Source organism: Streptomyces sp. NPDC002446 (assembly GCF_053595675.1).
Map to the genome: position 1 here is coordinate 52,497 of NZ_JBSFYC010000016.1, position 19,112 is coordinate 71,608.

16 protein-coding genes are annotated in these 19,112 nt (G+C 72.3%); 10 read left to right on the top strand and 6 right to left on the bottom strand.

Translation table 11 applies throughout. The features are described from left to right. The first annotated feature begins 47 nt into the window (after positions 1-47). The 4 genes from ACWD6P_RS12345 to ACWD6P_RS12360 all read left to right on the top strand — a co-directional run bounded on the left by ACWD6P_RS12345 (position 48) and on the right by ACWD6P_RS12360 (position 3,750). Positions 48-1,517 carry an aromatase/cyclase gene (locus ACWD6P_RS12345; protein WP_451443993.1) on the top strand — a complete coding sequence of 490 codons (1,470 nt, stop codon included), beginning with the start codon at positions 48-50 and terminating at the stop codon, positions 1,515-1,517. Continuing rightward, positions 1,510-2,667: an alpha/beta hydrolase family protein gene (locus ACWD6P_RS12350; protein WP_451443994.1), complete on the top strand. Its 1,158-nt coding sequence runs from the start codon at positions 1,510-1,512 to the stop codon at positions 2,665-2,667. Before ACWD6P_RS12345 ends, ACWD6P_RS12350 begins: the two co-directional genes overlap by 8 nt. Before the next feature lie 60 nt (positions 2,668-2,727). Beyond that, positions 2,728-3,474, top strand: a complete 747-nt coding sequence (locus tag ACWD6P_RS12355; RefSeq protein ID WP_451443995.1) for an SDR family NAD(P)-dependent oxidoreductase — start codon at positions 2,728-2,730, stop codon at positions 3,472-3,474. A gap of 75 nt (positions 3,475-3,549) precedes the next feature. Further along, entirely contained in the window at positions 3,550-3,750 is a 201-nt protein-coding gene (locus ACWD6P_RS12360) for an acyl-CoA carboxylase epsilon subunit (protein ID WP_451443996.1), read from the top strand. A 98-nt stretch (positions 3,751-3,848) separates the two neighbouring features. Here the strand turns inward: ACWD6P_RS12360 and ACWD6P_RS12365 are convergent, their stop codons facing one another. From ACWD6P_RS12365 to ACWD6P_RS12380, 4 genes are all read right to left on the bottom strand, one after another. Beyond that, entirely contained in the window at positions 3,849-4,769 is a 921-nt protein-coding gene (locus tag ACWD6P_RS12365; RefSeq protein WP_451443997.1) for an MBL fold metallo-hydrolase, read from the bottom strand. Positions 4,770-4,789: 20 nt separating this feature from the next. Beyond that, the gene (locus tag ACWD6P_RS12370) at positions 4,790-5,053 is read right to left on the bottom strand and encodes an acyl carrier protein (protein WP_451443998.1); all 264 of its coding nucleotides are present in this window, start codon (positions 5,051-5,053) and stop codon (positions 4,790-4,792) included. Between the two features lie 95 nt (positions 5,054-5,148). Then, positions 5,149-6,444, bottom strand: a complete 1,296-nt coding sequence (locus ACWD6P_RS12375) for a ketosynthase chain-length factor (protein ID WP_451443999.1) — start codon at positions 6,442-6,444, stop codon at positions 5,149-5,151. Then, the gene (locus ACWD6P_RS12380) at positions 6,441-7,709 is read right to left on the bottom strand and encodes a beta-ketoacyl-[acyl-carrier-protein] synthase family protein (protein WP_451444000.1); all 1,269 of its coding nucleotides are present in this window, start codon (positions 7,707-7,709) and stop codon (positions 6,441-6,443) included. The genes ACWD6P_RS12375 and ACWD6P_RS12380 overlap by 4 nt, the downstream gene beginning before the upstream one ends. Positions 7,710-7,945: 236 nt before the next feature. Here ACWD6P_RS12380 and ACWD6P_RS12385 point away from each other — a divergent pair, with 236 nt between their 5' ends. After that, positions 7,946-9,403 (top strand): DHA2 family efflux MFS transporter permease subunit, encoded by a 1,458-nt coding sequence (locus ACWD6P_RS12385; protein ID WP_451444001.1) that lies wholly within the window; start codon positions 7,946-7,948, stop codon positions 9,401-9,403. A gap of 148 nt (positions 9,404-9,551) precedes the next feature. Here the strand turns inward: ACWD6P_RS12385 and ACWD6P_RS12390 are convergent, their stop codons facing one another. Then, positions 9,552-9,806, bottom strand: a complete 255-nt coding sequence (locus tag ACWD6P_RS12390; RefSeq protein WP_451444002.1) for a hypothetical protein — start codon at positions 9,804-9,806, stop codon at positions 9,552-9,554. 279 nt (positions 9,807-10,085) lie between these two features. Here ACWD6P_RS12390 and ACWD6P_RS12395 point away from each other — a divergent pair, with 279 nt between their 5' ends. Both ACWD6P_RS12395 and ACWD6P_RS12400 read left to right on the top strand, forming a co-directional pair. After that, complete coding sequence (locus tag ACWD6P_RS12395) at positions 10,086-11,735, top strand: amidase (protein WP_451444003.1); 1,650 nt, start codon at positions 10,086-10,088, stop codon at positions 11,733-11,735. A 188-nt stretch (positions 11,736-11,923) separates the two neighbouring features. After that, a complete protein-coding gene (locus tag ACWD6P_RS12400) occupies positions 11,924-13,546 on the top strand; it encodes an FAD-binding oxidoreductase (RefSeq protein ID WP_451444004.1) in 1,623 nt (540 codons plus the stop codon). Between the two features lie 170 nt (positions 13,547-13,716). Here the strand turns inward: ACWD6P_RS12400 and ACWD6P_RS12405 are convergent, their stop codons facing one another. Then, the gene (locus ACWD6P_RS12405) at positions 13,717-14,604 is read right to left on the bottom strand and encodes a DUF2268 domain-containing protein (RefSeq protein WP_451444005.1); all 888 of its coding nucleotides are present in this window, start codon (positions 14,602-14,604) and stop codon (positions 13,717-13,719) included. 226 nt (positions 14,605-14,830) lie between these two features. Between ACWD6P_RS12405 and ACWD6P_RS12410 the strand changes: the two genes are divergently transcribed. The 3 genes from ACWD6P_RS12410 (at position 14,831) to ACWD6P_RS12420 (ending at position 19,094) form a co-directional block, all read left to right on the top strand. After that, positions 14,831-15,256, top strand: coding sequence for a hypothetical protein (locus ACWD6P_RS12410; RefSeq protein ID WP_451444006.1), 426 nt, complete (start codon positions 14,831-14,833; stop codon positions 15,254-15,256). Then, the gene (locus ACWD6P_RS12415; protein ID WP_451444007.1) at positions 15,253-17,163 is read left to right on the top strand and encodes a GMC family oxidoreductase; all 1,911 of its coding nucleotides are present in this window, start codon (positions 15,253-15,255) and stop codon (positions 17,161-17,163) included. Before ACWD6P_RS12410 ends, ACWD6P_RS12415 begins: the two co-directional genes overlap by 4 nt. A gap of 77 nt (positions 17,164-17,240) precedes the next feature. Then, positions 17,241-19,094, top strand: a complete 1,854-nt coding sequence (locus ACWD6P_RS12420; RefSeq protein WP_451444008.1) for a peroxidase family protein — start codon at positions 17,241-17,243, stop codon at positions 19,092-19,094. Positions 19,095-19,112 lie beyond the last annotated feature (18 nt).

Below are 19,112 nucleotides of genomic sequence, written 5' to 3' on the forward strand. Positions count from 1 at the left end.
GTCCGGCCGCGCGGTAATCCACCGTCGAAGACCAGGAGTTGTGTGCCATGCGCTACCACCTTTCCCACTCCGTCGTCTGTGCCGCCCCGCCGGACCGGGTGTACGACGTGATCCGCCGCTCGGCCGACTGGCCGCGGATCTTCGAGCCGTGCCAGTCGGTCACCGTGGTCGAGCAGGAGCCGGACCGCGAACTGATCGAGATCCGCGCCCTGGTGGGCGGCACACCGATGACCTGGCGCTCGCGGCGCCGTTTCCTGCCGGAGGTGTGCGGCGTGCGGGCCGAGGTGATCCAGCCGATGCAGCTGGTCGCCGCGATGACCACCGAGTGGCGGGTCGTCGCGGTCAACGCCGAGCAGAGCCTGCTGGTGCTGGAGCACGCCTACGACCTGTGCGAGGACATCGCCGGGCAGGTCGACGGCGTCACCACCCGCGAGCAGGCGGAGCGGTTCATCGAGTCGGCCGTCGACACCAACTCCACGGTGGAACTGGGCAACATCAAGGCCGCGGTGGAGCGGCCCGCACCGCCTGCCGCCGAGCGGGACTGCCACGCCCGGCACTCCGCCGTCGTCGCCGCTCCGGCGGACACCGTGTACGAACTGATCCGTGACACCGCCCGCTGGCCGCGGATCTTCGACGCCTGCCTGGGCGTGGCCACCGTCGGTTCGGACGCCACCGGCGAGCTGGTGCGCATCGAGGCGGCGCAGGACGGGCGGACCGTGGCCTGGGAGACCCGGCGCCGCTACTACGACGGGATCCGCCGGATCGACTACCACCTGCCGGTGCCGATGCCGTTCGTCGCCTCGATGCACGGTGAGTGGCGGGTGCTGCCGCTGGGACCGGACCGCTGTCTGCTGACGGTGGACCGGCACTGGCGGATGCTCGACGAGGTCGGCGGCATCCGGGAGGACGTGACGACGGTGGCACAGGCGGCCGCGGTGGTGCGCGGATTCGTCGAGACCAACGCGGCCGCCGAGATGACGGCGCTGCGCGCCTACGCCGAGGACGGCATCGACACCGTCACCGAGATCACCACCCGCATGACGGTGCCGCACCCCCCGGACGCGGTGTACGCCCTGCTCGCCGACGTCGCGGGCTGGCCGAAGCTGCTGCCGCACTGCGAGGGGCTGGAGCTGCGCCACGACGACGGGCGGCACCAGGAGTTCGTGCTGGAGGTGCGGACCGCGGCCGGTGCGGAGGCGTTCCGCAGTGTGCGCCACTGCGACGCCGAGCGGCTGTCGATCGTCTACTTCCAGCCGGAACCGCCGCCGCTGCTGCTGCGCCACGAGGGCAGCTGGCAGGTGTCCGCCGCGGCCGGCGGCGGCAGCGAGGTGGTGTCCCGGCACACCGCCGTGCTCGACCCGGTGGCCTGTGCGCAGGCCTTCGGCACGGCCGAGCTGCGGCAGCACAAGCAGCGGGTGCGGGAGATGCTGGACGGCAACAGCCGGCGGACCGTGGAGGCCTGCGCGCGGGCGCTCGGGCAGCGGCCGGCTCCCGCACCGGCCGGGCACGGTGCTTGACGCACCGCCGGCCGCCCGGCCGGCCCGGCTGCCCGAACCGCTCTTCCGCGCCTGCGGCTACTTCCTGCCGCGGCTGCTGTTCCTGCGCTCCCGGTACGCCCCGCAGGTCGGCTGGGGCGACATCGCGCTCGCCCTGGACGGGTTCCCCTGCGACGACCTCGATCTGGCGTCGGCGGGCTTCTGGGACGAGTGGCGGCGGCGCTGGACCGCGCACGGCGACCGCTATGCGCAGCTGGCCGGTGGCTCGTCGACCGCAGCGGGCCGGGCGCGGGCCGCCCGCACCGCCGCCGGCTGCTACCACTGGGCCGAGTTCATGTACTTCGACGACGCATCCCGCAAGTACCGGCTGCGCAGGCAGGTGCGCGACTCCTTCCTCGCCAGCGTCGAGGGCGCGGACCTGGACTTCGAGGCGGGCGAGCTGCCGACGCGGGAGGCCGGCGGCAGCCCCGTCCCGTACTGGCTGGTGCTGCCGCCCGCGCACCGGCGGCCGGCCGGACGCCTGCCGTGCGTGGTGCTGTCGAACGGGCTGGACTCGATGACCGAGGTGGAGGTGCTGGCGCTGGCGGAGACCTATCTGGAACGGGGCATCGCGGCGCTGCTGTTCGACGGTCCCGGCCAGGGAATCCAGGTCGGCCGTACGCCGCTGCGGATCGAGATGGAGAGCGTGGTCGCGGCGCTGGTGGCGCGGCTGCGCACGGATCCGCGGATCGCACCGGACCGGCTGGCCTTCTTCGGCGTCAGCTTCGGCGGCTATCTCGCGCTGCGCGTCGCGCGGGCTCTCGGCGACGCCTTCGCGTGCGTGGTCAATGCCTCCGGCGGGCCGCGCGTCGCGCCGTACGACGGGCTGCCGCGCCGGCTGAAGGACGACTTCCGGTTCGCGTTCATGGGTGGCGACGCCGCTGATATGCGCGACCGCGTCGCCGCGCTCGCCCTGGACGTCGGCGGTCCGGTCGGCACGGACGTGCTGAGCGTGCACGGCGCCCTGGACGACATCTTCCCGCTCGCCGCCCTCCAGGAGCTCGACCGTGCCTGGGGACCGCGCCACCGGCTGCGGACGTACCCCGGCGAGGCACATGTCTGTCTGAACGAGATCGAGACCTGGAGCCTGGAGGCCGCCGACTGGGTCGCCGGGCGGTTGCTGCCCGTATGAGCGAACGGACGGCGGACGCCGTCCGGTTGAGAGTCCACCACCGAAACGCAAGGAGATGCCATGGCCCTGACGCTCCCGACCGGACTGGTCGCCCTCGTGACGGGCGGCGCCGGCGGTATCGGCACCGCCGTCTGCCAGCGGCTGGCCGCCGACGGCCACCACGTCGTCGTGGCCGCCTTCACCGGGGACGCCCCGGCGAAGGAGCTGGTGACCGGCATCGAGCAGGCGGGCGGCACCGCCGAGACGGTGCACCTCGACGTGACCGATGCCGATCAGGTCGCCGCGGTGTTCGCCGGGATCCTGGCGCGCCACGGCCGGCTCGACGTCGTCGTCAACAATGCGGGGACGACCGCTCCCCGGCCGCTCGCGGAGTCGGAGGACGATCACTACCAGCGGGTCTTCGACGTCAATGTGCGCGGTGCGCTGAACGTCCTGCGGGAGGCGAGCCGCCATCTGACGGAGTGGGGCCGGATCGTCAACGTCTCCTCCACGCTCGTCCAGGCGCCGATCGCCGGGTCCGGCCTGTACGCGGCGAGCAAGGCGGCGCTGGAGCTGCTCGGCACGGTTGCCGCGAAGGAGCTGGGCGCCCGTGGCATCACCGTCAACGCGCTGCGGGTCGGGCCGACCGTACCCGGCATGTTCAGCCGGGCGCCCGCCGAGCGGCAGACCGCGATGGCCGAGGCGTCGCCGTTCAAGCGGCTGGGGCAGCCGCAGGACGTGGCCGATGTGGTCGCGTTCCTGGTGAGCGACGCCGGCCGGTGGATCACCGGCCAGGTCATCACCGTGGACGGCGGCGCGACACCGTAGCCGGGCCACTGCCACTGCCACTGCCACTGCCACTGCCACTGCACCGATGTCCATCACGGGGGAACGGAGACCAGGGTGTTCGTACGCATCGAGAAGGGCGAACCGACGGATGAGGAACTGGCCGCGCTGACCGCGGCGCTGGCCGGCAGTCTGGCGCGGCGGCTGTCGCGCCGGCCCGTCCGGCCCGCCCCGGACGGCGAGCGCTACGCCCGGTGGCAGCGCCTGGAGCGACTGCCCCGCCATGCCGCGCCGACCAGTTGGCGGCGCGGCCACTGACCGGTGACGACAAGGCGCCCACGGCCGTCAGCCATGGGCGCCGTTGCGCTGCCAAGCGCCCACGGCCATCAGCCATGGGCGCCCTTGTGCTGTCCGGGTCACGCCGCGCAGCTCGGCAGTTTCCCGTCGTTGTACGCGACCATCTCGCCGAAGACCGGCGGCACGTCCAGCGCCGACCCCGGCTCGGCCCCAGGCGCGAGTTCGGCGTACGCCCGGTGCAGATTGCCGACCAGGCGTTCCGGGTCCAGCCACCGCCCGAACTCCCCCGGGCCCGCCTCCCGGGCCGCCCGCAGCGGGCTCCAGCCCTCCGCGGCACCGGCCGCGGCGACACGCTGGACGTACCGCAGATAGGCGGCGTTCTCCTCGAACACCTCCGGGCCGGCCACCGGGCCGTGACCGCAGACGACGGTCCTGGCGCCCAGGCCCCGCAGCTGTTCGATCGCGGTGAGGGAGCCGGACACCGAGCCCATCAGCGCGAACGGCGTACAGCCCGACAGCACCACATCGCCGGCGAACAGCACCCGCGGGCCGGGCAGCCACACCACGATGTCGTTGGTGGTGTGCGCCGGGCCGACGTACAGGACTTCCATGTGCTGCTCGCCGACCCTCAGCGCGATGCGGTCGGCGAAGGTGAGCGTGGGCCGGGCGACGCGGACGTCCCCCCACTCCACGTCGGGCCACAGCGAGGTCAGGGCCAGGCCCGTCTCGGTCAGTTCGGCGACGGCCCGCTCGTGGGCGATCACCTCGGCGGCGTCGCCGAAGACATGGTTGTTGAAGCTGTGGTCACCGTGGTGGTGGGTGTTGACCACCGTCCGCCGCGGGCCGGTGCCCAGCGCGTCCACGGAGGCGCGCAGCCGCTCGGCCCGCCGCTGGGTGGCGAGGGTGTCCACGACCAGTGCGCCGTCCCGGCCGGCGACCACCCCCGCGTTGCTGACGCACCAGCCGCCGGGCCGCTGGACGTACGCATAGACGTCCTCGGCCACCTCGACCAGGTCCGCCCGTTCGGTTCCGGTGTCCATCCCCCGCCTCCCTCCCGTCCTCAACGCGCTTCCGCGACCGCGCCGTTGACCAGATCCAGCACGGCGCGCGGGGTGCGCAGCTCGAAGACCTCCTCGTCGGATATCCGCACCCCGAACTCCTTGGTGATCAGCCCGGCGACCTCCAGCAGCGCCAGCGAGTCATAGCCGAGCGCCTCGAACTCCACGTCCGCGATGTCGCCCGCGAGCGCGCCGTGCTCGGCCTCACCGGCCGCCTCGGTCAGCATCCGGCGCAGGTCGTCAAGGGTCATGAGGGTCGTTGCCATGGTCAGCTCCTTGGTGGGTTGGGCGGTGGTGGTTCCCTGGGTGGTGGTTCCGTGGGGGTGGCGCGAGGTGCGGTCCGGCCGGGGCGGCACGGGGGTCACCGGGAGGCCTCGCGGACGACGACGGCGGCGTTGAAGCCCCATCTGCCGCGGGCCAGGACCAGCGCGCAGCCGACCCGCGCGGCCCGCGCCCGCCCCCGGACGAGGTCGATCCGGTACTCCGCCGGCGGCGCGCCGCCGGGCGTGGGCGGGATGACGCCGTCCCGTACGGACATCAGCGCGGCGGCCACATCGACCGGGCCGGCCCCCGACAACAGCCGTCCGGTGAGCGCCTTGGGGACCGTGACCGGCACACCGTGCGGGCCGAAGAGGTCCGCGAGGGCGTCGGCCTCCGCTCGGTCGAGGTCGGGCACCCCGGCGCCGTCGGCGAAGACCACGTCCACGTCACCGGGCGCTGCTCCGGCCTGGGCGAGGGCCAGTCGGGCGGCGCGGCCGAGCCCGGACGCCCCGGGCGCCGGTCCTGTGCCCGCAGGGGCGTCCGGCCGGCCGAAGTCCGGCGGAGGGTCGAACGTCGCGGCGTAGCCGGCGATCTCGCCGTACACCTGCTGGGCGCCGCGCCGGTGCGCCGCGGCGGCGTCCTCCAGCACCAGCAGCGCACCGCCCTCACCGGGCACATGGCCGCCGGCCCGGCCGTCGAAGGGCAGGTAGGCGGAGGCCGGATCGGTCGCCCGGCTCACCCGGCCGCCGGCAAGCTGGGACGCCCAGCCCCACGGGTCGAGTGCGGAGTCCACTCCCCCGGTGACGACCAGCGGGGTCCCGTCCAGGATCGTCCTGCGGGCGTGGCCGATCGCGTCCAGCCCACCGGCCTGTTCGGTGACCAGGGCGCTGCTCGGCCCGCGCAGGGTGTTGCGGATGGAGATCTGGCCGGTGTTGACCGCGTAGAACCAGGCGAACGACTCATAGACGCTGACCGCTTCCGGCCCTTGCGACCACAGCTTGCGGAACTCGCGGTGGGTGAAGGCGAATCCGCCGCACGCGTTGGCGGTCACCACTCCCATGTCGTAGTCGGCGTACGCGCCCGGCTCCACTTTGGCGTCCTGCAGCGCCCAGTCCGCGGCGACCAGCGCCAGCTGGGTGGAGAGGTCCGTCTGCGGCAGCAGCCGGCCCGGCAGATGCCGCGCCGGGTCGAAGCCGGTGATCTCCCCGGCGAGCCGGGAGGGGTAGCGCGAGGCGTCGAACCGTGTCAGCGGGCCGATGCCGCTGCGGCCCTCCAGGGTCGCCTCCCAGAACTCCTCCAGGCCCGGTCCGTTGGGCGTCAGCAGACCGATGCCGGTCACCACCGTCCGGCGGCCGGCGGCCCGTTTCGAGCGGTCGGACATGCCCTGTTCCGTCATGCCCGCGCCCCTTCCGGGCGGCGCAGCACCATCGCGCTCTGGAACCCGCCGAACCCGCTGCCCACCGTCAGCACCGTGTCCACGCGGCACTCGCGGGCGGTACGCGGCACATAGTCGAGGTCGCACTCGGGATCGCGGTGGTGCAGATTCGCCGTCGGCGGCACCACCCCGTGCTCGATGGCCAGCGCGCAGGCGGCGATCTCGATGGAACCGATCGCGCCCAGGGAGTGCCCGACCATCGACTTGATGGAGCTGACCGGGGTCCGGTAGGCGTGCTCGCCGAGGCTGCGCTTGTACGCGGCGGTCTCGTGCCGGTCGTTCTGTTTGGTGCCGGAGCCGTGTGCGTTGATGTAGTCGACGTCCGACGGGTTCGCCCTGGCCTCGGCGAGCGCCACCCGGATCGCCTCGGCCATCTCCCGGCCGTCGGATTTGAGTCCGGTCATGTGGTACGCGTTGCAGCGGCTGGCGTAGCCGGAGATCTCCGCGTAGATGTGCGCGCCTCGGCGGCGGGCGTGGCCGTACTCCTCCAGGACGAACATCGCGGCGCCCTCGGCGAGGACGAAGCCGTTGCGGGTGCCGTCGAAGGGCCGCGAGGCGTGCTCGGGATCGTCGTTGCGAGGGCTGGTGGCCTTGATCGCGTCGAAGCAGGCGACCACGATCGGGGTGATCGGGGTGTCGGTGGCGCCGGCCAGCATCACCTCGACGCTGCCCTCGCGGATCAGCCGGCAGGCGTGGCCCACCGAGTCCAGGCCGGAGGTGCAGCCGTTCGAGACCAGCGCGACCGGGCCCTGCGCGGCCACCGTCCAGGCCACCTCGGCGGGCATCACACTCGGCACGAGGTAGTCCGCCATGTACGGCGACATCCGGGTGTGGTCCACCAGCCAGTCCCGGCCGGTCCCGGACACCGCGAGGTACTGCTGCTCCAGGCTGGTGGCGGCGGCCACGGCGCTGCCCAGGCTCACCCCTACGCGCGTGGGGTCCAGCGCCGCGAAGTCCAGGCCGCTGTGCGCCACGGCCTCCCGTGCGCACACCACCGCGAACTGCGAGGCGCGGTCCATCCGTTCGGTCTCGGCGGGGGTCAGCCCCTCGGCCGCCGCGTCGAAGTCCGCCTCGGCGGCCATCTGCGAACGGTACGGGGACGGGTCGAAGAAGGAGATCCGGCGCGTGGCGGTACGTCCCGACGTCAGCAGCTCCCAGAACGGCGCCGTACCGCAGCCGCCCGAGGTGCGCACCCCGATGCCCGTGATGACGATCCGGCGGCTCATACCGAGCCGCCGATCACGGCTGATTCCTGACCACAGACCATCGCGAACCCCTCTTCCCCCTGGCGGTGTTGATGCGGTACAGCCTGCTCAGCGGGGCTCGAGCGCCGCTTGGCAGGCGATCACCGCACTTTGCGGCGCGCTTCCAGCGGACTTCGAGCGAGGTACCAGCAGACCACGACCGGCGTTCGATCCACTGGCTCCTCCGCCGGCACGACAGCAGGGAGAAGGCAGCAGACATGGCGCCGACCCAAGGAGACGCGGAGTCCGCGAACGGCCCTCTGGCCACGGCACCGCCCGGCCCGGCACCCACCCCGGCCGTCCCCCGCAAGGTGTGGCGGGTGACCGCGGTGGTGATCGTCGGAGCCTTCCTGACGCAGCTCGACGGCGCCCTCGTCAATGTCGGACTGGCCACCGTCGCGGACTCCCTGGGCGCGCCGCTGCCGTCGGCGCAGTGGATCGTCAGCGGCTATCTGCTGGCCCTGGTCATCGGACTGCCGCTGTGCGGCTGGGCCAGTGCGCGGATCGGCGCGGGACGCCTGTGGATGTGGGCGCTGGGCGGCTTCACCGCCGCTTCGGCGCTGTGCGCCGTCGCCACCGACATCCGGCTGCTGATCGCCTTCCGGGCGCTCCAGGGGCTGGCCGGAGGGCTGCTGCTGCCGGCCGGGCAGACGGTGATCGCCCAGGTGGCGGGGCGCGCGCTGATGGGGCGGGTGATGAGCACCGCGGGCATGGCCCTCGTCCTCGGGCCGGCAGCCGGGCCGACGATCGGCGGTCTGCTGATCGCCCATGCCTCCTGGCGCTGGCTGTTCCTGGTGAACCTGCCGCTCGGGCTCCTGGGTCTGTGGCTCGGCCGCCGCATCATCCCACCGGGCGAACGGGCCGCCCGGACCCGCTTCGACACCCGCGGCTTCGTCCTCATCGGCATCGGCCTGCCCGCGCTCACCTACGCCGTCAGCCTCCCCGGCCACTCCGGCCGGCCCGGCCTCGCCACCACCTACGTACCGCTGCTGCTGGGCTGCTCCGCCCTGGCGGCGTTCGTCCTGCTCGGCCGGCGCACCGAGGCACCGCTGCTGCGCCTTCGCCTGTTCACCAACCGGGTGTTCGCCGCCGCTGCCGCATCGAGCTTCCTCGCCGGGCTGATCCAGTTCGGCGCCCTGGTCATCTGGGCCCTGTACTTCCAGATGGCGCGCGGCTACGACGTGATCGACACGGGTCTGGCGATGGTCGGCTTCGCCGTCGGCGCCGCGGTTCTGCCGTGGTCCGGCAGACTGACCGACCGTTTCGGCGGCGGCCCGGTCTCCCTCGCCGGCGCGGTCCTGACGACCGCCACGTTCCTCCCGGCGGCGCTCCTCCCCCCGGACGCCTCGCTCCTGGTACTGGAGACCTGTCTGTTCCTCCTCGGCATCGGCAACGCCCTGTCGGTCGTGCCGTCCTCGACCGCCGCGTATGTCACCGTCGACCCGCCCCACATCCCCGACGCGGTCACCCTCGTCAACATCTTCCTCCGCCTCGGCGGCGCGGTCGGCTCGTCCCTGCTGATCGCCGTCGTCACCAACAGCGCCGGCGGCCAGACCGACCCCGGCAGCTACCGCTCGGCCTTCTGGTGGCTGATCGCCGCCTCCGCCCTCTCCATCGCCAGCGCCACAGCGGTCCTCACGGCGTCCCGGCCGCGGGCGGGACGGGCGAAGGGGTAGGGGCTGTCCGATGGGCCGCGGACCCGGCCATGGCCCATCGGACAGCCGCTAGGGACGACGAGCGGGCGGGGCCGTCTCCGCAGGCCGACCGAGGACGGCGCGCGCCCCCCCCCCGCTTCCGGGGTGCGCGCGCCGTCAGGCCCACCGATCAGACCAGTACCCAGAGCTGCCACTTACCGCTGGCGCCGCGCTTGCAGTCCCAGTCCTCGTAGGCGGAGTTCCGCCCGTCCGCCTGGCACGCCGACAGCGAGCGGTAGGTGCCGACGTAGAGCCAGTCCATCGCGGTGCCGGGCGCCGCGGCGGGCCGTGTCGAGACGGGTGCCGCCTGTGCGGCGGTCGCGGCGCCGCCGGCCAGCATGGCGGCCCCCATCACCACGCTGGTGAGCCAGATTCGAGTACGCATTGAGTCCCCTCCACGATCGAAGCGTTCTTGACGAGGCCACTCTCCACAGGGCCGGAACGCCGGGGGAATGCCCTCCGCTGTCCGGGACAGGCCCGGACATGTCCCGGACAGCCGTTGCGGTGTCCGGCCTGGTCAGCAGGCCGTGGAAGGAGCCGCGGGCCGAGGTCGGCGATGGCTTTCCGCTCCGCCGCGAGACCCCGACGACCGGTGGGCCGGTGGCCGCGCCTACGCCCTGCGGCACCCTTGCGCCGCGACACCGGCTGTAGTCCGCTACCCCTCATGGGAAAGAGGAGCATTGCCACGCTGATCGCCTCGCTGGTCGCGGGGGCCCTCTTGGCGGGGGTGCCGGGTCCGCGCGCCGAAGCCGTCGCGCACGGCGCCGGCGGTCCCTCGCGGCCGCCCGGCGCGTCCCAGCTGCCCGGGGTCGATCTCGACACGGTGACGATCCCGGAGCTGCAGGCTCGTATGACGGACGGTGCGCTGACCTCGACGGCGCTGACCCGCGCCTACCTGCGACGGATCACGACCATCGACCCGAAGATCGACGCGGTGCTGCGCACGGATCCGACGGCGCTGCGCCAGGCGGCCGCCAGCGACGTCAGGCACCGGCACGGCGACACCCGTGGCCCGCTCGACGGCATCCCCGTCCTGCTCAAGGACAACGTGGACACCCGCGATATGCCGACGACCGCCGGATCGCTGGCACTTGCCGACCGTCCGCCGAAGACCGACGCCGCCCTGGTGACGCGGCTGCGCCAGGCGGGGGCGGTGATCCTCGGCAAGACCAACCTGTCCGAGTGGGCGAACTTCCGTGCGGAGAAGCCGACTTCAGGGTGGTCGGCGGTGGGCGGGCAGACCCACAACCCGTACGTGCTGGACCGGAACCCCTGCGGGTCGTCCGCCGGTTCGGCCGCCGCGCTCGCCGCGTCGCTGTCGCAGGTGGCGATCGGCACCGAGACGGACGGCTCCATCGTGTGCCCCGCCGGGATGAACGGCGTGGTCGGCTTCAAGCCCACCCTCGGGCTGGTCAGCGGAGCCGGTGTGGTGCCGATCTCCGCGGAGCAGGACACCGCGGGGCCCATGGCGCGCAATGTCGTCGATGCCGCGCTCACCCTTGCGGTGCTCCGCGGTGACCACGACACCGCGCGCCCCGGCAGCCCCTCCGGACTCCCCCAAGCGCTGACCACGCACCCCGGTTCCCTGCACGGCAAACGGATCGGCCTGTGGCGGCTGCCCTCGCTCGGCCCGGAAGTGGACGCCGTGCTGACCCGTACGGCGCAGCGGCTGCGTACCGCGGGTGCCGAGGTCGTCGAGGTGACACCCCCGTACCAGGCGCGGCTCGCCGCCCTCGAATTCCCCGCGCTGCTGAGCGAGTTCCACCGGGACATCGACGCCTACCTCGCCACCCGCCACGGGCCGCGGAACCTCGCCGGGCTCATCGAGTTCCACCGCACCCACCCGGCGGAGCGGACCTGTTTCACCGGCCAGGAGCTGTTCGAGCGGGCCCTGGCCGCGCCGCCCACCACCGACCCCGAATACCGGGCGATGCGGGCCGAGTTGCGGGACCTCTCCCGGCGTTCCCTGGACGAGACCATGTCCGCGCACCGCCTGGACGCCATCGCCGCACCGACCAACCCGCCCGCCTGGACGACCGACTGTGCGCGCGGCGACAACGACGTGATCCCGTCGTCCACCCCCGCGGCGGTGGCCGGGTACCCGTCGTTGTCGGTGCCCGCCGGCTTCGTCGACGAACTGCCCGTCGGCCTCCTCCTGATGGCCGGCCGCCACCAGGACACCCGGCTGCTGTCGCTGGGGGCCGCGGTGGAGCAGCGGCTGAACGCCTGGCGGGCACCGCGCTATCTGCCGTCGGTGGGACAGGGGCCGCGGGAACAGGGCACCCGACCGCCGCGGCACGGAGATGCCCTCTAACCGACGCGTGCCTGTGGCGCACCCTCCTCAAGGAGGGCCGTCCCCCCGACCCTGGCAGTAGGGCGAGTTGGTCATCGCGGACGATGTCCGGTCGCCTTTCGTCGTCGATCGTGGAGCGGGAAAGCCGGCTCGCTTCGGGGGTCCGGCGACAGCATGACGACGGCAATCCGCATCGACGGGGAGTGACAATGGCAGAAGTGACGCGTCGCGGCTTACTCGCGGGCGCAGCGGTTCTCGGCGGGGCGGCCGCGGGGCTGACCACGCAGGGCGTCGCGGCGACGCCGGCGGCGGCCGCCTCACCGCCGCCCGGCGGCCCGCCACCGCTGGGCCCGGTCAAGGTCGGTCCCGACGACCCGCGCTACCGATCGCTGACACGCCGGGGCTGCAACGCGCGCTTCGTCGGCAAGCCCGACTACGTACGTGTGGTGGGCTCCACCGAACAGGTCGTCAGCGCGGTGCAGCAGGCGGTGCGGGAGGGCAGGCGCATCGCGGTACGCAGTGGCGGGCACTGCTTCGAGGACTTCGTCGACGATCCGTCCGTGCGCGTCCTGATCGACACCTCCGCCATGTCGGCCGTCTACTACGACACGCGGCGGCGGGCGTTCGCGGTCGAGCCGGGGGCCCTGCTCGGCGAGGTGTACCGCAAGCTGTTCCTCGGCTGGGGGGTCACCATCCCGGCGGGCGCCACCGCCGAGGTCGGTGTCGGCGGGCATGTCCTGGGCGGCGGGTACGGCGCTCTGTCCCGCCGGTACGGCTTGTCCGTGGACCATCTCCACGCCGTCGAGGTCGTGGTGGTGGACGAGTCCGGCAGGGCCAGAAGCGTGGTGGCGACGAGGGAGCCCTCGGATCCGCACCACGATCTGTGGTGGGCGCACACCGGTGGCGGGGGCGGCAACTTCGGCATCGTGACGCGCTACTGGTTCCGCGATCCGGCGGCGGCCAGGGGAGCCGGCCCCTCGCAGCTGCTGCCCCGGGCCCCCGAGTCCGTCACGTCCTTCTCCGCCTCCTGGTCCTGGAAGGACCTGGACCGGCGCTCCTTCACCCGGCTGGTGCGCAACCACGGCCGCTGGTACGAGCGCAACAGCGGCCCGGGTTCGCCGTACGCCGGGATGTTCAGCGTGCTGATGCTCAACACCCGCAAGTACGGCGAGATCGCCCTGACCGGGCTGCTGGACTCCGCGGGGCCGGAGGCACAGCGGCTGATCGACGACTATGTGGCCGCGGTCGGTCACGGTGTCGGGGTACGGCCCACTCGCGGGCACGAGGCCATGCCCTATCTGGAGGCCTCCGCACGGGTACAGGAGTCCGCGCCGGCACCGTTCAAGTGCAAGGCCGCCTATCTGCGCCGGCGCTACACGGACCGTCAGATCGAGGTCGTACACGAGCGGTTGGCGGGCAAGGCGGGTGGCGAGCTGGCGGGCTCGCTGTGGCTTGTCTCCTACGGCGGGCAGGTCAACGAGGTCCCGTCGGACGCCACGGCCGTCGCCCAGCGCGACTCGGTCCTCAAGGCGATCTACATGACCGGATGGGAGACGCAGGAAGACCCCGCACCGCGTCTGGCGTGGGTCCGCGACTTCTACCGCGCCGTGTACGCGGACAGCGGCGGTGTGCCCGTGCCGGGCGCGGTCAGCGACGGCTCCTTCATCAACTATCCGGACATCGACCTCGCCGACCCCGCCCTGAACACGTCCAAAACCCCGTGGCACACGCTCTACTACAAGGACAACTACCCCCGGCTGCAGCGGATCAAGGCCCGCTGGGACCCGCGCGACGAGTTCCGCCACGCCCTGTCGATCCGCCCGCCGAAGTGAGGCCGGAGCCGTAGCCGAGCGGCACCAAGCGGGGGCCCGCCGCGCCGCCGCCAAGTGGCCCGGCGGGGGCGGGGCCTGGCAGCGATCGTCCCGGACACGGCCGGGCGGGGCCGGCATTCGGGAGCCCGCCCGGCCACCGCGCCCCGCCGGGTGCGTTCCGCCCGAGACGGTCACGCCCTGGTCGCCACGCCCGCGTTGAGAAGGATCTCGCGTGCCGGCAGGGCGGTGCTCTGAGCCGCGGTCAGGCCGGAGGCCGCCAGATGCGCGTCCACGATCCGCAGGCCGGCCGCGTAGCCGGCGAAGTCCGGCAGTCCGACGGGCTGCTGGCCCATGCGCTGGGCGGTGGCGTCGCCCAGTACATACGCGGTCAGGTTCTGCATTCCGGCCACGTCGATGTCGGCGGTGATCTTTTCGTGGGCGCTGTCCAGCGCCGCGCCGGTCAGCGCAGTCGCCCACGGGCCCATGGCCTGCTCGCCGGCCAGCTCCCGTACGAACGCCTCGGCCAGGCCCTCGGCGACGACATGCTCTCCCACCGTGACGGCCACCGGGTCCCACACCACGTTGGCATAACGCACGTTGTGGTGGAGCTCGTGCGCGGCCGCGTGGCCGATCTTCTCCAGGCTCGTTTCGGTCGGCCACATCAGCAGGTGGATCGCCCCGGGGATGCCGCCCATCCCGAGGTAGCCGGCGCTACGGACCGTCAGGTGGTCGTCGTCGGGATCGCCGAGCACGACCACGACGTGCACGGTCTCGGCGTGGCCGACGCCGGGCACCGCACCGCTGATCCGCTCCCACGCGGCGGCGAGCGAGGCCTCGATCCGGCTCCACACCCCCGCGTCCCGCATCTGACGCACGGCGGGCAGGTACCGCGGGTCCTCGCGGTCGAGCCGGAAGCCGCTGCCCATGCGGTGCATCTCCACCAGGTCCATGTCCCCCATGACGGACATCGCGCTCTGGAGCGGGCTGAGCATGTCCCGCAGGGCGTCGGGCCGCTCCTCCAACGGGCGCTGCAGGAGATCGATCATGGCGGACGCTGTGTCGTGAACAACTATCTTCATGGCTCGGAACCGTAGGACCTTCCGTTACGTGAGGTGCAAGTCGGTGCGACCCTTCGTGAGTTGCCCCTTCAACGACGGCCTCGAAGAACGACGGCCTCGAAGTGCGGGTGAACACCGGTTCCCCTAGCATGTGAGGGAGAGTGTTTTCAGCTGGTCTCCTCCCCTTTGCCGGGGATGCGGCGGTAGTTCCGTCACCGCAAGAGTCACCGCACCTTCAGGAGACGTGATGGCCACGCAACGTGCCGCCCGCCGTCCTGCCTCGGTCTATGCACTCGCCGGAGTCCGCCTCTTCAACGGGGTGACCGGACTGCTGGCCCCGGCCCTGCTCATCCGGCGCCTCGACCCGGGCCGTGAGCCGCTCAGCCCGGCCGCCGTCTACGCCTTCCGGCTCTTCGGGATCCGTACGACCCTGCTCGGCCTCGATCTGCTGACCAACCGCGGGCAGCGGCTCCAGGAGGACGTGCGCGAGGGCGTGCTGATCCATGGCAGTGACACCGTGACGGCGGCCATGCTCGGCGTCCGCGGCCGGCTTCCGCCCCGTACCGCGGTGCTGACCACACTGATCTCGGCCGTCAACACGGCCCTGGCCGCCAGCGCCACCACTTCCCTCACCGACTCCGCGAAGCGGAAGAAGAAGGGGAAGCCGAAGTGACCGCAGGGCCCCGTGCCGCTCCCCCGGCCGAGACGGGCTTCGACTACATCGTCGTCGGAGCCGGTGCGGGAGGAGGGCCGCTGGCGGCCAACCTCGCCGCCGCGGGCATGCGCACCCTGCTGCTCGACGCGGGCGGCGCCGCGGAGAACGACAACTACCTGGTTCCCGCCTTCCACGCGGACGCCTCCGAGGATCCCCTCCAGCGCTGGGACTACTTCGTACGGCACTACGCCGACGAGGAGCAGCACCGGCGCGACAGCAAGCTCGTCCCGGACAAGGGCATCCTCTACCCGCGCGCGGGGACGGTCGGCGGCTGTACCGCGCATCATGCGCTGATCACCGTCTATCCGTACAACCGGGACTGGGACGAGATCGCGGAGCAGACCGGCGACGCCACCTGGCACAGCACCGCCATGCGCCGGTACTTCGAGCGGCTGGAGCGCTGTACGTACCGGCCCGAGCCCAAGGAGTTGCCGCGCAATCCGCTGCTGGCCGCGCTGGTCAAGGCCCTGCCCTTCACGGCCGCCCGGTACCGCAACGACGCCCGGCACGGATTCGGCGGCTGGCTGCCGACCGCCCTCGCCGACCCCGAACTGGCCGTCCAGGACGAGCAGTTGCTGAAGATCATCCTTGCCGCCGCGCAGGACACCCTCGCCGACTTCCTCGGCCGGCCGCTGTCCCCGCTGGAGGGGCTCGGGTCGTTTGTCGACCCCAATGACTGGCGGGTGCAGACGGATGCTCTGCAGGGGTTGTGGCAGATCCCGATCTCCACGGCGAACGGACGGCGCAGCGCCGTCCGCGAGCGTGTCGAGGCGGTGCGGCGCGCCCACCCGGACGAGTTGGTGGTCCGTACGGACGCCCTGGCGTCCCGCATCGTGCTGGACGCGAGCGGGGCGGCGACAGGCGTCGACTATCTGGACGAGCCACACGCCTACGGGGCCGCTCCCGGCAGCCGGCCCGGCACCGCGGCACCGGTCCTGCGCAGGGTCCTCGCCTCCCGTGAGGTGATCCTGGCCGCGGGCGCCTTCAACACGCCCCAGCTGCTGATGCTTTCGGGCATCGGCCCGCGTGCGGAGCTCGGACGGCACGGCATCCCCGTACGGGTCGATCTCCAGGGTGTGGGCGCCAATCTTCAGGACCGGTACGAGGTCGGCGTGGTCAGCCAGATGGACCGCGAGTTCCCCGTCATCAAGGACTGCGCCTTCCACGCGCCGGAGCCCGGTGCCGAGCCGGACCGCTGCTACCGGGCCTGGCAGCGCGGTGAGGGCCTGTACACGACCAATGGTGCCGTCGTCGGTGTCACCCGCACATCGCGCCCGGAGCTGGACGCCCCCGACCTGTTCATCTTCGGCGGCCCCTTCGACTTCCGCGGCTACTACCCCGGCTACTCGCTCGACCTGACGCGCCACCGGGACCGCTTCACCTGGGCGATCCTCAAGAGCCGGACCCACAACACCGGCGGCCGGGTGCGGCTGCGCTCCGCCGACCCCCGCGACACCCCCCTGGTGAACTTCCACTCCTTCACCGAGGGGACGGACAAGGACGGCGTGGACCTCGAAGCGATGGCCACAGCCGTGGAGTTCGTACGCGGGATGAACCGCCGGGCCGACTCGGTGATCCTCAAGGAGCTGTGGCCCGGCGAGGAGGTCGGCGACCGCGACGCCGTCCGCCGTTTCGTACGGGACGAGGCCTGGGGCCACCACGCGTCCTGCACCTGCAAGATGGGACGGGCGGACGATCCCTCGGCCGTCGTCGACAGCGGCTTCCGGGTGCGCGGCGTGGACCGCCTGCGGATCGTCGACGCTTCGGTCTTCCCCCGCATTCCCGGCTTCTTCGTCGCCACCCCCATCTACATGATCAGCGAGAAGGCGAGCGAGGTGATCCTCGGCGATGCGGTCGCCGCCTGAACCGGCGGGGCCGGGTCCTTGCACCACGCGGAACGACCAGGAGCCACACGACCAGGAGCCAATCAAGGAGTATCGCGATGAGCACGCAACGAGGCGCCGCAGGGCGTGCCGGAGCCGGATACCGTACGTCTCTCCCCTGGCGGATCGTCACCGGCGTCGCCGCCTTCGTCGACCGGCGCGTCGGCTGGGACAAGCTGCCCGTCATCCCGGGCCTGCTGACGCTCCTCGGACTGCGGGTCAGACTCCGGCAGCACAACCTCCACGACACCGGCCGGCTGCCCGCCGTCAATCTCCCCGATCCCGCACCCCCCGCCGAGAGCCACAAGGTCAACCGGACCGCCGACGGCAGCCACAACGCGCTCGACGAGCCGCGCATGGGCATGGCGGGCACCCGCTTCGGACGCAACATCCCACTGGACCGGATCGCCCCGGCCACGCCCGAGGACGTACTGTCCGCACCGAACCCGCGCGAGGTCAGCCGCGCCCTGCTCACCCGCGATCGGCTCATCCCGGCCGAATCGGTCAACTCGCTGGTCGCCGCCTGGCTGCAGTTCATGATCCGCGACTGGTTCAGCCACGGCACGAGCCCGACGGAACGGCCCTGGGAAGTGCCCCTCATGGACGACGACCCGTGGCCGGAGCAGCCGATGCGGATCATGCGGACCCCGGACGACCCGACCCGGGACCCGCAGGCCCCCGCCGGGACCCCCGACACCCGCGTCAACGTCTCCTCCCACTGGTGGGACGCGTCCCAGATCTACGGGACGAACGAGGCGGAGCAGCGCCAGCTGCGCACCGGCGAGCTGGGCAGGCTGCACTTGTGGGACGACGGGCAGTCGCCGTTCCCCCCGGACCCCGCCAGCGATCCCTCCCGTGTTCCCGGCTTCTGGCTGGGTCTCGCCATGATGCAGAACCTGTTCGCCCGGGAGCACAACGCGATCTGCGACCATCTGCACACCGCGTACCCGTCCTGGGACGACGAGGAGCTCTTCCAGCGCGCCCGGCTCGTCAACGCGGCGCTCCTGGCCAAGATTCACACCGTGGAGTGGACACCGGCCGTGATCAGCCATCCCACGACCGTCAAGGCGCTGCGGGCCAACTGGTGGGGCATCGCGGGCGAGCGCGTCCACGATCTCCTCGGCCGGATCAGCGGGAGCGAGGTCATCAGCGGCATTCCCGGCGGCGGTACGGACCACTACGGCATCCCGTACTCCCTCACCGAGGAGTTCGTGGCGGTCTACCGTATGCATCCGCTGATCCGTGACGAGTGGCATCTGCGCTCCGCCGCCGACAACACCACCCTGCGGCACTGCACCCTGCGCGACATCGCGGGCCCCGGGGCGCTGAAGGTCCTGGAGACCACGGACACGGCCGATCTGCTCTACAGCTTCGGCACGCTCCACCCCGGGCTGGTCACCCTGCACAACTTCCCCCGTTTCCTGCAGGAGTTCGAGCGTCCGGACGGTCATCTGCAGGACCTCGCCGCCACCGACATCCTGCGCACCCGGGAGCTGGGCGTGCCCCGCTACAACGAGTTCCGGCGGCTGCTGCGGCTGAAGCCCGCGGAGACCTTCGACGAGCTGACGGACAACCCCGCGTGGGCCGACCAGATCGAGGAGCTCTACGACGGCGACATCGAGCAGGTCGACCTGATCGTCGGGCTGAACGCGGAGAAGCTGCCGGCCGGATTCGCCTTCAGTGACACGGCGTTCCGGATCTTCATCCTGATGGCTTCCCGCCGGCTGAACAGCGACCGCTTCTTCACCGAGTACTACACGCCCGAGGTGTACTCCAAGGCGGGCATGGCCTGGATCGACGACAGCACCATGATCACCGTGCTGTTGCGCCACCACCCGGAACTGCGTACCGCCCTCGCGGGTCTGACGAACGCCTTCGTGCCGTGGCACACCGCGGGAAGTCCGGTGGTCTGAAGCACCCTGGTCTGAAGC

Excerpts from the sequence above, each read along its gene's own strand:
- ACWD6P_RS12365 (WP_451443997.1), bottom strand. The coding sequence starts at position 4,769 with ATGGACACCGGAACCGAACGGGCGGACCTGGTCGAGGTGGCCGAGGAC.
- ACWD6P_RS12420 (WP_451444008.1), top strand. The coding sequence starts at position 17,241 with ATGAGCACGCAACGAGGCGCCGCAGGGCGTGCCGGAGCCGGATACCGT.
- ACWD6P_RS12400 (WP_451444004.1), top strand. The coding sequence starts at position 11,924 with ATGGCAGAAGTGACGCGTCGCGGCTTACTCGCGGGCGCAGCGGTTCTC.
- ACWD6P_RS12390 (WP_451444002.1), bottom strand. The coding sequence starts at position 9,806 with ATGCGTACTCGAATCTGGCTCACCAGCGTGGTGATGGGGGCCGCCATG.
- ACWD6P_RS12375 (WP_451443999.1), bottom strand. The coding sequence starts at position 6,444 with ATGACGGAACAGGGCATGTCCGACCGCTCGAAACGGGCCGCCGGCCGC.
- ACWD6P_RS12380 (WP_451444000.1), bottom strand. The coding sequence starts at position 7,709 with ATGAGCCGCCGGATCGTCATCACGGGCATCGGGGTGCGCACCTCGGGC.
- ACWD6P_RS12405 (WP_451444005.1), bottom strand. The coding sequence starts at position 14,604 with ATGAAGATAGTTGTTCACGACACAGCGTCCGCCATGATCGATCTCCTG.
- ACWD6P_RS12370 (WP_451443998.1), bottom strand. The coding sequence starts at position 5,053 with ATGGCAACGACCCTCATGACCCTTGACGACCTGCGCCGGATGCTGACC.
- ACWD6P_RS12385 (WP_451444001.1), top strand. The coding sequence starts at position 7,946 with ATGGCGCCGACCCAAGGAGACGCGGAGTCCGCGAACGGCCCTCTGGCC.
- ACWD6P_RS12355 (WP_451443995.1), top strand. The coding sequence starts at position 2,728 with ATGGCCCTGACGCTCCCGACCGGACTGGTCGCCCTCGTGACGGGCGGC.
- ACWD6P_RS12410 (WP_451444006.1), top strand. The coding sequence starts at position 14,831 with ATGGCCACGCAACGTGCCGCCCGCCGTCCTGCCTCGGTCTATGCACTC.
- ACWD6P_RS12345 (WP_451443993.1), top strand. The coding sequence starts at position 48 with ATGCGCTACCACCTTTCCCACTCCGTCGTCTGTGCCGCCCCGCCGGAC.
- ACWD6P_RS12395 (WP_451444003.1), top strand. The coding sequence starts at position 10,086 with ATGGGAAAGAGGAGCATTGCCACGCTGATCGCCTCGCTGGTCGCGGGG.